Annotated in this window: 10 protein-coding genes; 5 read left to right on the forward strand and 5 right to left on the reverse strand. The window is 71.5% G+C overall.

The window, feature by feature from the left end; all coding sequences use genetic code 11:
* Window positions 1-110: 110 nt before the first annotated feature.
* A complete protein-coding gene (locus BKA14_RS11675) occupies window positions 111-956 on the reverse strand; it encodes an LLM class flavin-dependent oxidoreductase (protein WP_184950947.1) in 846 nt (281 codons plus the stop codon).
* Window positions 953-2536 (reverse strand): FAD-binding oxidoreductase, encoded by a 1584-nt coding sequence (locus BKA14_RS11680; protein WP_239093590.1) that lies wholly within the window; start codon window positions 2534-2536, stop codon window positions 953-955. Before BKA14_RS11680 ends, BKA14_RS11675 begins: the two co-directional genes overlap by 4 nt.
* An 80-nt stretch (window positions 2537-2616) precedes the next feature.
* Between BKA14_RS11680 and BKA14_RS11685 the strand changes: the two genes are divergently transcribed.
* From BKA14_RS11685 to BKA14_RS11695, 3 genes are all read left to right on the forward strand, one after another.
* Complete coding sequence (locus BKA14_RS11685; RefSeq protein ID WP_184950948.1) at window positions 2617-3087, forward strand: MarR family winged helix-turn-helix transcriptional regulator; 471 nt, start codon at window positions 2617-2619, stop codon at window positions 3085-3087.
* Between the two features lie 104 nt (window positions 3088-3191).
* On the forward strand, window positions 3192-4016 hold the full coding sequence (locus tag BKA14_RS11690) for a polysaccharide deacetylase family protein (protein ID WP_239093588.1): 825 nt from the start codon (window positions 3192-3194) through the stop codon (window positions 4014-4016).
* A gap of 40 nt (window positions 4017-4056) precedes the next feature.
* Window positions 4057-5589: a serine/threonine-protein kinase gene (locus tag BKA14_RS11695; protein WP_184950949.1), complete on the forward strand. Its 1533-nt coding sequence runs from the start codon at window positions 4057-4059 to the stop codon at window positions 5587-5589.
* Between the two features lie 3 nt (window positions 5590-5592).
* Here the strand turns inward: BKA14_RS11695 and BKA14_RS11700 are convergent, their stop codons facing one another.
* Both BKA14_RS11700 and BKA14_RS11705 read right to left on the reverse strand, forming a co-directional pair.
* The gene (locus BKA14_RS11700; protein ID WP_184950950.1) at window positions 5593-5976 is read right to left on the reverse strand and encodes a hypothetical protein; all 384 of its coding nucleotides are present in this window, start codon (window positions 5974-5976) and stop codon (window positions 5593-5595) included.
* 47 nt (window positions 5977-6023) lie between these two features.
* Window positions 6024-7037: an alpha/beta fold hydrolase gene (locus BKA14_RS11705; protein WP_239093586.1), complete on the reverse strand. Its 1014-nt coding sequence runs from the start codon at window positions 7035-7037 to the stop codon at window positions 6024-6026.
* A 119-nt stretch (window positions 7038-7156) separates the two neighbouring features.
* Between BKA14_RS11705 and BKA14_RS11710 the strand changes: the two genes are divergently transcribed.
* The gene (locus BKA14_RS11710) at window positions 7157-10081 is read left to right on the forward strand and encodes a M36 family metallopeptidase (protein ID WP_184950951.1); all 2925 of its coding nucleotides are present in this window, start codon (window positions 7157-7159) and stop codon (window positions 10079-10081) included.
* Between the two features lie 113 nt (window positions 10082-10194).
* A complete protein-coding gene (locus tag BKA14_RS11715; RefSeq protein ID WP_203722807.1) occupies window positions 10195-10878 on the forward strand; it encodes a GTP pyrophosphokinase in 684 nt (227 codons plus the stop codon).
* Here the strand turns inward: BKA14_RS11715 and BKA14_RS11720 are convergent.
* Window positions 10875-12728, reverse strand: a complete 1854-nt coding sequence (locus BKA14_RS11720) for a M48 family metallopeptidase (protein WP_184950952.1) — start codon at window positions 12726-12728, stop codon at window positions 10875-10877. The two genes, BKA14_RS11715 and BKA14_RS11720, sit on opposite strands and share 4 nt — an antisense overlap.
* Window positions 12729-12732 lie beyond the last annotated feature (4 nt).

The following is a 12732-nucleotide window of genomic DNA, read 5'->3' on the forward strand; positions in this document are numbered from 1 at the left end:
CCGCCACCGTTGCGGGCAACACCGGCACCCGCTCAGCGGCCCCGCCCGCACCCGCGCCTGACCGCCGCGCAGCCGGCGCCGAACCGGGGCGCCGGCGATGACCGGGAGCGTCAGCCGCGCTCGCTCTTGACCAAGTCGCGTACCGCCGGCGCGACCTCGGCCGCAAGGCGTTCGGCGGTGGCGGCGTCGTCCGAGGCCACGATGAAGCCGCTGATTCCGTAGGTCAGGGCCAGGTCGGCCAACTGCTCGACCCCCGCGTCCTGCGGGCCCAGGTTGAGCAGCCGCCGCACGCTCGAAGGGGCCCGGCCGGCTTCGGCCGCGGCCTCGTCGATGCGGGCGTTCATGCCGGTCAGGGAGGCGGCCCCGTCCGGCAGGTACGACAGCGAGGGCAGCCAGCCGTCACCCAGGCGGCCGGTCAATGCGAGCATCTTCGGCTTGTAGGCGCCGATCCAGATCCCGATGTCGTGCGCCGGCGCGGGCCCCCGCTTGGCCCCGCTGACCTGGTAGTACCTGCCCTTGTGGTCGACCCGTTCGCGGGTGCCGGTGTTCCACAGGTCGCGGATGATCGCAATAGCCTCGCCCAGCGCCTCGATACCCTGCCCGGGGGTCAGCCGCCGGCCACCCATCGCGGCGACGCCGTCGGGGAAGGCGCCCGCGCCGAGGCCCAGCTCGATCCGGCCGCCGCTGAGGACGTCGAGCGACGCGGCGGCCCGGGCCAGCACGGCCGGCGGGCGCAGGGGCAGATTGAGCACGTTGCCGCTGATCCGGATCCGGGACGTGCGGGCGGCCACGTAAGACATCAGCGTCCACGTGTCGAGGAAAGCCGGCTGGTAGGGATGATCCTGGAACGTCACCAGGTCGAGGCCCGCCCGGTCGGCCGCGACGGCCAGGTCGACGGCCCCCGCGTTGGGCGTGACGAAGGTGCCGAAGAGCAGATCGTGCCCGTAGTGGGTCATGACGCCTCCAAGGAGATGGCGAAGTTGTCGCGGAACAGCTCGGCCGGGTCGTAGCGGCGCTTGAGCTCGCGCAGCCGGCTGAGGGTCTCGGGCGGGAACGCGTCGAGCAGGCGCTCGGGTCGCCGGTCGGTCTCGAAACTCAGGTAGAGCCCGTCGAAGTGCTTGGCCATGAACAAGTCCCAGGCGGCGTCGAGACCTTGCCGGTCCATGCCGATCGCCGTCACCGAGAACTCCGGCGTGCGGTGCGCGAAGGCGGTCGCTTCGGACGGGGTGTCGGTGATCGCTCCGCCCATGTGCCGCAGCTGGAAGAAGAACGTCTGACCGGACCGCAGCAGCTGCACGGCGTCGCGCGCGAACTCCTCGGTGAGCTCGGGCAGGAACCCGGAGCGTGCAATGGGCTCGCCGCGGCCGTGGTGACCTTCGGCCCCGACGTCGGCCGCCTGGGCCATCACGTCGGCGTAGCGGGCCACGACCACCTGCTGCTGAGCGAGCAGGGCGGTGGTGGCGAACGGGGTGAGCCGCTCGATGATCGTGTCGGGGTCGCCGGAGTCGACCATCCCGTACATCTGGATCACGGACTGACCCTGGCGGGGCTGACCGGTGAGCCAGAAGACAGTGGTGTCACGGGGCGCCTCGCGAGCCGCTTCGCCGTACTGCCGCAGCGACTCGGCGAGGTCCTGGGTGACCAGGGCCAGCTGGGCCCAGCCGACCTCGGTGACCTCCTCCGCCTCGAACTCGAACGCGGTCGCGACCCCGAAATTGGCGCCGGCCCCGCGTACGGCCCAGAAAAGGTCTTGATTTTCCTCGGCGCTCGCCCGCACCAGGCTGCCGTCGGCCAGCACGAGCTCGACGGCGCGCAGGCGGTCGATGGTCAGGCCCTGCTCGCGGGAGAGGAAGCCGATGCCGCCCGCGGTGGCCAGCCCGCCCACGCCGACCCCGCCGTAGTCGCCCGAGCCGAGCGCCAGGTCGTACTGGTCGAGGAACGCGCCGACCTGCTTCCAGGTGGCGCCCGGCCCGACCCGCACGTGGCCGTGGCCGTGGCCGAGCATCTCGATGCTGTTCATGGCGCCGACGTCGATGATCAGCCCGCCGTTGTTGGTGGAGCGCCCGCTGATGCCGTGACCGCCGCTGCGCAGACCGAGGGTCAGCTCGGGGTGCCGTCGGGCGAAGGCCAGGGCGTCGGCCACCTCGCCCGGCGTGCGCGGGCGCAGGATCAGGGCCGGCCGGCCGCCGCGCATGTAGGTCGAGCTGCGGCCGCGGTAGCCGGGATCGCCCGGTTCGAGCTTGGCCACCGACGCGGGCAGGTCGTCGAACCGGCTCGCCGGCCCGGGTGGGGCCACGCGCGGGCCGGCCAGGGCGGCCAGCGTGTCGAGGGCCTTGTCGGCCATCTCCTCGGACACGGCCGCCGGGGCCGCGGGCAGGGTGATCCGTACCTTTTCGTTACGGGCGGCCAGCCAGACGGCCGCCGTCCAGGGGTCGAGCCCGCCCTCGTGATCCTCCAGGACCACCGCGCTGTCCGGATGGGTGGCCGACTCCGCGAACGTCGCGGGGTCCAGCGCGATCTTCTGTTCCGTGATCAACGAATCCTCCGCAGATACGATCGTCGTCTGACTAGATAGTATTCTGGCACGACGATCTGTCCAACAGATAGGATGGCGCGGTGAGCAACACGACAGCGGACTTCGGAGCGGCCCTCGGCCTCCTGCTGCGGTCGTACGCGGAAGTGGTCGGCCCGAAACTGAAGGACTTCCCGCAGGGTGAGCGCGGCTATCAGACCCTGTGCGAGGTCGTGCAAGGCACGCCGCCCAGCCAGGCCGTGCTCGCGGCCAAGCTCGGCATCGACCGCACCATGATGACGTATCTGATCGACGATCTGGTCGAAGCGGGCCTGGTCGAGCGTCAGCCGAATCCCGCCGACCGCCGCCAGCGGCAGATCGTCGCCACCGACCGGGGCCGGGACGCCGTGGCCGCGCTGTGCGGACAGGTCGCCGAGGCCGAGCAGACAGCGCTCGGCACCCTCGACGAACAGGAACGCGCACTCTTCCGCCGCTTGCTTGACAAGGCGGCCGGAATCGGCCCGATGCACACCGCCGAAGCGTGCGCGATTGTCACGGACGCCCTGCAGAAATAGACCGCGCTCGGTGACGGGGGCCACAGTTCCCTCCGAATTTGCCACCTACCTGTCCGGCTTGCGCGTCCCTGATAGGGATGTGCACGGACAGCAAAGGTGGGCGCATGGGACTGAGCAGGGCATATCGCACAGCGACGATGGCAGTGTTGCTGTCGGTGACGGCTGCTTGCGGCAATCGCATCTCGCCGGTGCCCCAAGCATCCTCGGCCCCGCCGCCGTCCGCTTCCGCCTCCCCCACGGTCGAATCGGCGCCGCTCGCCGCCGACCCCCGCGCCGCGCTGCCCGCGAACCTGCGGGCCCGCATGCCACGCTTCGCGCCGCCACCGCCCGCGACCAAGGTGACGTTGCCGGCCAACGGCACCGCCGGGTGGTTCAGCCGGATCCCGACCGACCAGAAGGTCGCCTTCATCACGATCGACGACGGCTGGGAGAAGAACCCGCTCGCGGCCCGGCTGTTCCGGGCCGCGAATGTGCCGATCGCACTGTTCCTCGAGGTCAACGCGATCAGCGACAACCCCGGACACTTCCGGGAACTGCAGGCGACGGGCGCGACCATCCAGAACCACACGATCAGCCACCCGGTGCTCAAGGGCCGGTCGTACGCGTTCCAGAAGCACGAGATCTGCGGGGGCGCCGACCAGCTGGGCCGGCTCTACGGCAAACGGCCCACCCTGTTCCGCCCGCCCGGCGGTGCGCACGACGCCACCACGCTGCGGGCGGCCCACGACTGCGGGATGAAGGCGGCGTTCTTCTGGAAGGAGACCACTCACAAGGGCAAGGTCCGCTTCCAGGAAGGCACGACCGTGCGGCCCGGCGACATCATCCTCATGCACTTCCGGCCGCGGTTCGTCGACGACTTCCTGGCCGTGCTCAACGCCATCCACAAGGCCGGGCTCACCCCGGCCCGGTTGGAGGACTACATCCCCTGACCGGTTTCGCCGCCCATGATCGCGGGCATCGGGCTTCGTCATGGACACCGGGACCCTGATCGGCGGGCGCTACCGGCTGGGCGAGCGGCTCGGCCACGGCGGGATGTCGGTGGTCTGGCGCGCCTGCGACGAGGTGCTGGGCCGCGACGTGGCGGTGAAGCTGCTGGCCCCGGAGCTGGCGGCCGAGCCGGCGGTGCTGCGGCGGCTGCGCGACGAGGCACGCGCGGCGGCCGCCCTGCGGCACCCGGGGATCGTCGCGGTGCACGACTACGGGGGCAGTGACCCGGCGTACGTGGTGATGGAACTGGTCGAGGGGCGCTCCTTGGCCGCGTTGCTGAAGGACGGGGCCCTGCCCTGGCGGACTGCGGTGACGATCGGCGCGCAGGTGGCGGCGGCGCTGGCCGAGGCCCATGCGCGCGGGCTCGTGCACCGCGACGTCAAACCGGCCAACGTTATGGTCACCCCGGGCGGGGCGAAGCTGGTCGATTTCGGCATCTCGGCCACGGTGGGCGCGGCCGACGACCCGGCGGGCGAGATGCTGGGCACTCCGGCCTACCTGGCGCCGGAGCGGATCGCGGGCAGCCCGGTGCGGCCGGCCACCGATGTCTACGCGCTCGGGTTGCTGCTTCATCTGGCTCTCGCCGGCTCTCCTCCGTGGCGTGCGTCCACCGTGACCCAGATGCTCAAGGCTCATGTGTACGCGGAACCGGCCGCGCTGCCGCCGGTCATGGGGTTGCCGGCGGCGGTCGTCGATCTGGTGCGGTGCTGCCTGGCCAAGAAGCCCGGTGATCGCCCCAGCGCGGCCGAGGTCGCGGCGCTGCTGGGCGAGGTCGCGGGGCTGACCGCGGCGCCGCCGCTGGATGTCGCCGCCGTCGAGGGACGAGCGGGCCGGTCCCTGCGCCGCATCGGCTTGCCGACACGCGGCACGGGCCGGGCAGGATCGGCGCGCCTGCTTGAGGCCAGGCGTGGCCGGGTTGCTGTGGGTGCGTTGTCGGCGGCCGCTCTGGTGGGCGGTGGACTGGCCGTCTGGGCCGGTGCGGGCCCGGGTGACGGAGCCACGCGGGGCGCCGCGGCGGCCGCCGCTCCCCCGGTGGCCGGGGCCCGGCCGGTGGCCGACAAGGCGGCCGAGCCTCGAGCCTGCACCGTGCGCTACGCGTTGCGGGGCGCCGCGGGTGGCCGCGCCTCGGCCAAGGTCACGATCCATAATTCCGGTGAGGTCGCGGTGCCGGCGTGGAAGCTGTCGTTCGCGCTGCCCTCGGGCCAGAAGCTGATCAAGGGCTGGTCGGCGTCGTGGAAGCAGGACGGCCGGGCCGTGGTGGCCTCGGGCGGCCGGCTCCCCGCCGGGGCGAGTGCGGCGACCGGCTTCTCCACGTCCTACGGCGACGTGGCCACGTTGCCCGTGAGCTTCCGCCTGAACGGTACGACCTGCCAGGCGCAGATGTCGGTGCAGGCGATGCCGGCCGCCCGGCCCGCCCCGCCCGCCGCGGGGAAGGCTCCCGAGCCCGCCGGCCCCAAGGCGAAGGACAAGCCCAAGAAGCACGACGACGAGGACGAGGACGACGAGGACGAATAGGAATCAGGGGGTGCGCCGCAGAAGGAGCCAGGCGTCGGCCGGGAACAGGTGGCGGGCTATCCACCAGGTCGTACGCGTGTAATACGGACGGGCGGCCGCCTCGTCGAGGATCGCCGGGTGGCCGGCCCGGTGGTCGGCGCCCTTCCAGCGGATCGTGCAGCTCCCCGCGGACTGGACGTTGCGCACCCAGTTGGTGCGGGCGCCCCAGGGCAGGTTGATGACGAACTCCTCCGGGGTCGCCATCACGACGACCGGGACGGCCAGGTCGCGGCCCGAGACCCGGCCCCGGTGACGCACCACGGCCCACGGAGAAAAGCGGCGGCCGGCCAGGGAACGGACGAACGGGGTGGTGGCACGGGCGAAGCGCCACGACGTGTCGGTGGTCATGGGAGAAGTGTCGGACGCCGGCGGCGGGCCCGCTTCCCGGAAATCCGTTACACGCCCCGCAGCGCGTAGGCCACCGCGGCGGTCCGGCCCCGGACGCCCAGCTTGCGGTAGATGTTGGCCAGATGCCGCTCCACCGTGTGCACGGCGATGCCCAGCTGGTCGCCGATCTCGGCGTTGGTGTCACCGGCTGCCAGGCGGTGCAGCACCTCGCGCTCGCGGCGGGTGAGCGCGCCCGTGACCGCCGTACGGCTGATCCGGCCGTCGGTGGCGAAGCCGGTGATCAGGGACAGGTCGGCCGCGGGGTCCTCGACGAACAGGGTGGGCGTGGAGCCGGGCAGCTCGACCAGGCGGGCGCCGGGGATCGCGGTGGTCAGACGGCGGAACACCTCGACGGGGATCTGCTGGTCGCCCTGGCGGTGCACGACCAGCGTGGGCGCCTCGATCTCCGGCAGCAGCGGGGTGACGTCGATGTCGCGGGCGGCCGAAAACCAGGCCTTGGCGATCGCCGGGGTGGTGGCCGTCCGGAAGGCCTCGGCCGTCCAGCGCCCCGACTCGGTGCCGTCCCAGCCCAGCCAGGCCGTGGCGGCGGCGTCGGCGAACAGTGACCAGTCCTGGTCGACCAGCGAGAGCAGCGCGCGCGTCTGGGCCGGCTGCATGGCCTCGCTCATGCGCGCGGCGCCGCCGTACAGGACGAGCCGGTCGACGCGGCGGGGCTGGGTGGCGGCGCAGGCGATGGCCGTCGCGACCGAGTGGTAGTAGCCGAGCAGGGTCGCACGGCGCAGGCCGGTGGCGTCGAGCACGGCGATCAGGTCGCGCAGGTGCGCTTCGACGCCCAGGTCGCCGAGGTCGATGTCGCGGCTGGAGGTGCCCGTGCCGCGGCCGTCGTAGAGCACCAGCGTGCATTCGCGGGCCAGAGCGAGATAGGCCGCCCGTAGCGCGGGGATGCGCCATTGCGCGGTGACGTTGCTCAGCGACGGCATCCAGATCAGGGCGGGGCCGCGGCCCAGCACCTGATAGCCGATCGTGACGCCGTCGGCGGTGCGGGCGAAACGGGTCTCCACCAGCACAGTAAAACAGCATCACAGACTTATAGATGTATTTAGATGTTTGTACTATGTCGCGCAGGTCCCGGGTGCGATCGGATGTTGTCTGGTAACAGCCGTTCCACAAGGGAGGTACCGTGCGCACCCCACCCCGTGCGTTGGCGGGAACCGCTGCCGGGTTCTTGGCCGCCGCGATCGTGTTGTCCGCCGCATCCGGCGGCAACGCGGCCCCGGCGGCCCCGGCTCAGGCCGAGCAGGCGAAAGTTCAGGGCGAGGACCATCACGACCATGTGATCGACAACCGGAAGGGGCGGCTGGCCCCGACGAGCGGCCAGCGAGCGGCCGCGGCGGGTGCGGAGGCCCGCTGGAACGCGCTGGGCACGCCGGCCTCGTTGTCGGCGGTCACCCAGCCGCTCGAGTCCGGGCTGCCGGCCGACCCGGTCGCGGCGGCCAAGGCCTACGTGGGCCGGAATCTGGATGTGCTGGGGCTGACCGCCCGCGGCGCGGAGGCGCTCGAGGTGCTGACCACCGCCAAGCTGGGTGAGGGCGCCGCAGTGATCTTCCGGCAGAAGTTCGGCGACCTGATCGCCGGGCGCGACGGACTGCTCAGCGTCGGCGTGCGCGACGGCAAGGTCTGGTATGTCAGCTCGTCGCTGTCGCGCGACGCGGCCGCGCCCCAGCCCGCCACGCTGACCGCCGAGCAGGCGGTGGCGCTGGCCGCGCGTGACGTCGGGATCGCCACGCCGACGGTCATCGCCAACAAGCTGGTCGCCGTGCCCACCGCGACCGAGGGCGCCCGCGCGGCCTACCAGGTCACTTTCGGCGCCGACCTGCAGGGCACCGACCCCGAGGCGTTCACCACGTACGTCGATGCCCGCGACGGCGCCGTGCTGGTGCGCGAGAGCATCGTCGACCACAGCGAGGACGACCCCTCGTGGGACGTTTTCCCCAGCTCGCCGCCGCTCGACTATTCCAGCTCCGACGACCGCCGCACCTGGTGCTGGGGTCCGCTGCGGGGCTGTGACGAGGTCGTGGCGACCAGCGCTTCCAAGCTGCCGTGGGACGTCGACCCGGCCACCAACGAGCCGACGTTCACGACGCGCGGCAACAACGCGATCGCCGTGCACAACTGGAACTCCAACGACGCGTTCACCGTGGGCACCGAGACCGCGACGCCCAAGCCGGATCGCGCGTACGACTACAAGTGGACGAATCAGTGGTACCGCGAGCGCTGCTCACCAGACGTGTTCACCACGCCGCAGCGCAACGACATCGACGCGGCCCGCGCGAACCTGTTCGGCATGCACAACCGCATGCACGACTGGTCGTACCACCTGGGCTTCACCGAGGCGACCTGGAACATGCAGAACGACAACGGCACCGCGGGCGGCCTCGGCAACGACTACGAGCAGGGCAACGCGCAGGCCGGCGGCATCAGCGGCGGCCCGCCGAACTTCGAGGCGCGCAACAACGCCAACCAGATCACCCCGCCCGACGGCGAGGCGCCGATCACCAACATGTACCTGTGGCAGCCGATCGCGGCCGCGTTCTACGGCGCGTGCGTCGACGGCGACTACGACATGTCGGTGATCGGGCACGAGTACACCCACGCCATCACCAACCGCATGATCGCCGGTCCGGACGCCGGGCTGAGCTCGCCCCAGGGCATGAGCGAGAGCTGGTCGGACCTGCTCGCGATGGAGTACCTGCAGGAGTACGGCTACGCGCCCAAGGGCAAGAAGGGCTACACGATCGGTCAGTACGTGACGACCGACCCGGTCGCGGGCATCCGCAACTACAACATGAGCGACAGCCCGCTCAACTACTCGAGCGTCGACTACGACTTCGTCGGCCTGCAGGTGCACGCCTCCGGTGAGCTCTGGAGCGCCACGAACTTCGACGTGCGCGAGGCGTTCCTCAAGCGCTACGGCTCGGGTTCGGCCGCGGTCAACAAGGCGTGCGCGAACGGCAAGCGCGCCGTCACCGCCTGCCCGGGCAACCGGCGCTGGATCCAGCTCGTGGTCGACTCGTTCCTGCTGCTCGCCAACAGCGCGAACAGCCAGGTCGACGCGCGTAACGCGCTGCTCGCGGCCGACCAGGTGCGTTTCGGCGGGGCCAACCAGGACATCATCTGGAACGCATTCGCCAAGCGCGGGCTCGGCGAGGGCGCGGTCAGCAACGGCGCGGGCGATGCCAACCCGACGCCCAGCTTCGCCTCGCCCGAAGCCACCGAGGCGACGGTCACGTTCAAGCCGGTGGACGAGAACGGTCAGCCGGTGCCCAACGCGAAACTGTACGTGGGTGACTACCAGGCCCGCGCGGTCGCGGTGGCCGACACCGACCCCGCCACACCCCTCACCGACCAGGTGCCCCTGGTCGCAGGCTCGTACGGGTTCATCGCCCAGGCGGCCGGCCACGGCCACGCCCGGGTCGCCGACACGTCGTTCAAGGCGGGCCAGACCCGTACGCTGACCGTGAAGCTGCCGCGCAACCTGGCCTCGGGCTCGGCCGGCGCGGTGGCCGGCGGCGACGGCATCAACCTGGCCCGCATCACCGACGACGACGAGGCCACCAACTGGGCCTCGCTGGGCAGCGCGGTGGCCGGCAAGCAGGTCACGGTCGACCTGGCCGGCGGGGCCCAGACCGTACGGCGGGTGCAGGTCAGCGCCCAGCTGCGGCCCGCGATCACCGGGGACGTGGACGCCGGCACGCAGAACCGCTACACGGCGCTGCGGCAGTTCAAGGTGCTGGCGTGCACCGCGACCGCCACGGTGGCCTGCGCGAACGCGGCCGAGTTCACGACCGTGTACACGAGCAAGCCGGACGCCTTCCCGGCCGGCGCGCCGCGGCCCCGGGTCAAGGACCTGGTCGTGAAGTCGTTCGCCATCAAGCCGACGACGGCCACGCACCTGCGCCTCGAGGTCGTGACCAACCAGTGCACCGGCGGTCCCGAGTACGCCGGTGAGCAGGACGCCGACCCGCGGGCGGTCACCGACTGCGCCACGGGCAGCCCGCAGGCGCTCAACGTGCGCGTCGCGGAGTTCCAGGCGTACGGGAAATAGAGTCTGATCGAAGTGGGCGGGCCCCGGTCCGCCCACTTCACCCGTCTTAGGGATGATGGTGGCACGCTGCGCCTACGGTTAGGTGCGGACACCGGGCTCAGGAGACGGGAAAAGTGACGACCGAGGACGCCGATCGCGAGATCACGCGTTGGGCGAGCGGGCACCCCCTCCCCGAGCCGTTTCGCGACATCAGCGAGGAACTGTCCCATTTCTTGCTGGTGTACAAGTTCGGGCTGGCCGAGATCGGCACCAAGATCAGCATCCTGGCCGAGGAGCTGACCCATCGGGGCCGGCACAACCCGATCGAGCACGTCAGCCCCCGCCTCAAGACCACCAGCAGCATCACGACCAAGGCGCAACGGATCGGCTGCCCGCTGACCCTGGACGACCTGCGCAAACGGATCCGCGACATCGCGGGCATCCGGATCGTGTGCAGCTTCGTCTCCGACGTCTACACCGTGGCCGACATGCTGACCCGCCAGCCCGACGTCACGCTGCTGCAGACGAAGGACTACGTGGCCAAGCCCAAGCCGAACGGGTATCGCAGCCTGCACCTGATCGTCGAGGTGCCGGTGTTCCTGTCCGAACGCGTCGTCCACGTGCCGGTCGAGGTGCAGCTGCGCACGGCGGCGATGGACTTCTGGGCCAGCCTCGAACACAAGATCCACTACAAGTACGACCCTGCCGTGCCGGGCGCCCTGCGTGAGGAGTTGGCCGCCGCGGCCGAGGACGCCGCCCGCCTCGACCGCCGCATGGAACGCCTGCACCGCGAGATCCACGGCCCCCGCCGCGTCTAAGCGCGGTTGGCGCGCTCCCCCAGCTTGCGCAGCACCTCGGTCAGCGTGTCGCGGCTGTCGCCCACGGTGTCGCCCGTGTAGCTCTCCTTCATCGTCACCATGGCCCCGCCGTGCAGGCGGATCTCGGCGTTGATGGGCACCGCCTTGTGCACCTGCGTGCCCACGACCTCCTCGAACGGCACGAACCGGTACGTCCGGGCCAGCTCGGCCACGTCGTTCGAGGCGAGCATCCGGCTGATCCGCTCCTCCCCCTTGTCCTTGTCCTTGGGCGCGGGCACGAACAGGAAGCCGCGGCTGAGCAGGATCAGGTCGGTCTCCTGACCGTCGACCTTCACGTTGGCCATCAGGCCGATCACGTCGGCGCCGCTCGCGGTGGCCTTCGCCTCCACCACCCGGGCCGCCCGGATGTCGACGCCGGCGTGGTGGATGCGGGCCAGCGCCAGGTCGAGCGTCTCGGGCGCCACGGCCAGCTTGGCCACCTCGGCCAGGTCGACCGGGTGTCCCCAGTTGTCCACCAGCCGCGCGGGCTCCGACCACGAGTGCTGCCAGTGCACGACGTTGCTGTGCAGGGCGGCCAGCGCGATCAGGTCCTCCATGATGTCGGCGAACAGGGCCGGGGCCTCGGCCCGCGAGTTCTGCGGGAAGAACTCCACGGCCAGCTCGCCCAGGCGGCCCGCCGCGACCAAACCGAAGATCTCGGACAGCCCGGTCTCGGGGACGCCGGTGAGCCGGGCGGCCGAGCGGAAGACGCGGTCGGCCCGGTTCTGCATCTGCCTGCCCATGGCGGCCGCGGTGAACTGTGGCCACGGCAGCACCTGACGGTCGCCGAAGTCGACCACCTCCCCCTGCAGGGCCAGGCCGGCCCGGTGCAGGTCGGGGAAGAGGACGGTGGCCGAGCGGTCGTCGGCGGGGTGGCGCATGGCCGGCAGCGCGCGCATGGCCGCGATGCGCTCGCCGGTCGACGGGTGCGTGTCCCAGCGCGAGGTCTCGCCGCCGGGCTCCTCGGCCCGCATCCGGGACAGCTCGGCCGCGCGGGCGTAGTAGAGGTGCCGGAAGCCGCCGAACACGTCGTCGGGGGCGAAACCCTGCTCCCAGCCGTACGCGATGTAGCGCCCGAAGTAGAAGTTCCAGGCCGCGGCCACCACGGGGATCTCACGCATCGCCGACGTGGCCGCCTCGACGCCGGCCACGCGGACCGACACCTCGTCCGCCTCCAGTTCCTGGCGGCGGGTCACCGCGTTGCTGACCATCAGGAACAGCCACCCGTACGCCTTGAAGACCCAGCCCGCCACGTTGAAGCGGCCCACGCGGCTCAACGTCTCCCGCAGCGCGAGGCGGCCCCGGTACGTGATGGCGGCCAGCCGGGTGTGCGACCCCGAATAGTGCCCCAGCTCGTGCCCGATCACCGACTTGAGCTGATCGACAGTGAACGTCTGCAGCAGGGGTACGCCCAGGTAGAGCCGGCGGGTGCCCTCGATCAGGCCGAGCCACTTGGTGTCCTCGGTGACTGCCGCGTTGACCTCGGGCACGAGCCGGATCTCGTCGGGGGCCCGGGTGCCCGCGGCCACCGCCATGTCGCCGACCAGGCGCCACAGGTCGGGCGCGTGCTCACGCGTCAGCAGCAATCCCTCGGGCTCGCCGGGCTTGGTGCGCAGGGCCCGCCACAGGCCGACCGCGACGGCACCGAACCCGGCGATCACGAGCCAGCTCAGCTTGGCCGCGCCGGTGCCGCTCAGGTGCGTCCAGATCTCGTACAGGAGGAAACCGGCCACGGCCAGCTGCACCACTCCGAGAACGTAGAAGCCGATCAGCATGGCGACCGACAGTGCCGCGCGCAGGGCAGCATTCATCAGC

The organism is Paractinoplanes abujensis (genome assembly GCF_014204895.1).
GTDB lineage: Bacteria > Actinomycetota > Actinomycetes > Mycobacteriales > Micromonosporaceae > Actinoplanes > Actinoplanes abujensis.

Coding starts and splice junctions, on each gene's coding strand:
- BKA14_RS11700 (WP_184950950.1), bottom strand. CDS start 5,976: ATGACCACCGACACGTCGTGGCGCTTCGCCCGTGCCACCACCCCGTTC.
- BKA14_RS11695 (WP_184950949.1), top strand. CDS start 4,057: ATGGACACCGGGACCCTGATCGGCGGGCGCTACCGGCTGGGCGAGCGG.
- BKA14_RS11720 (WP_184950952.1), bottom strand. CDS start 12,728: ATGAATGCTGCCCTGCGCGCGGCACTGTCGGTCGCCATGCTGATCGGC.
- BKA14_RS11690 (WP_239093588.1), top strand. CDS start 3,192: ATGGGACTGAGCAGGGCATATCGCACAGCGACGATGGCAGTGTTGCTG.
- BKA14_RS11675 (WP_184950947.1), bottom strand. CDS start 956: ATGACCCACTACGGGCACGATCTGCTCTTCGGCACCTTCGTCACGCCC.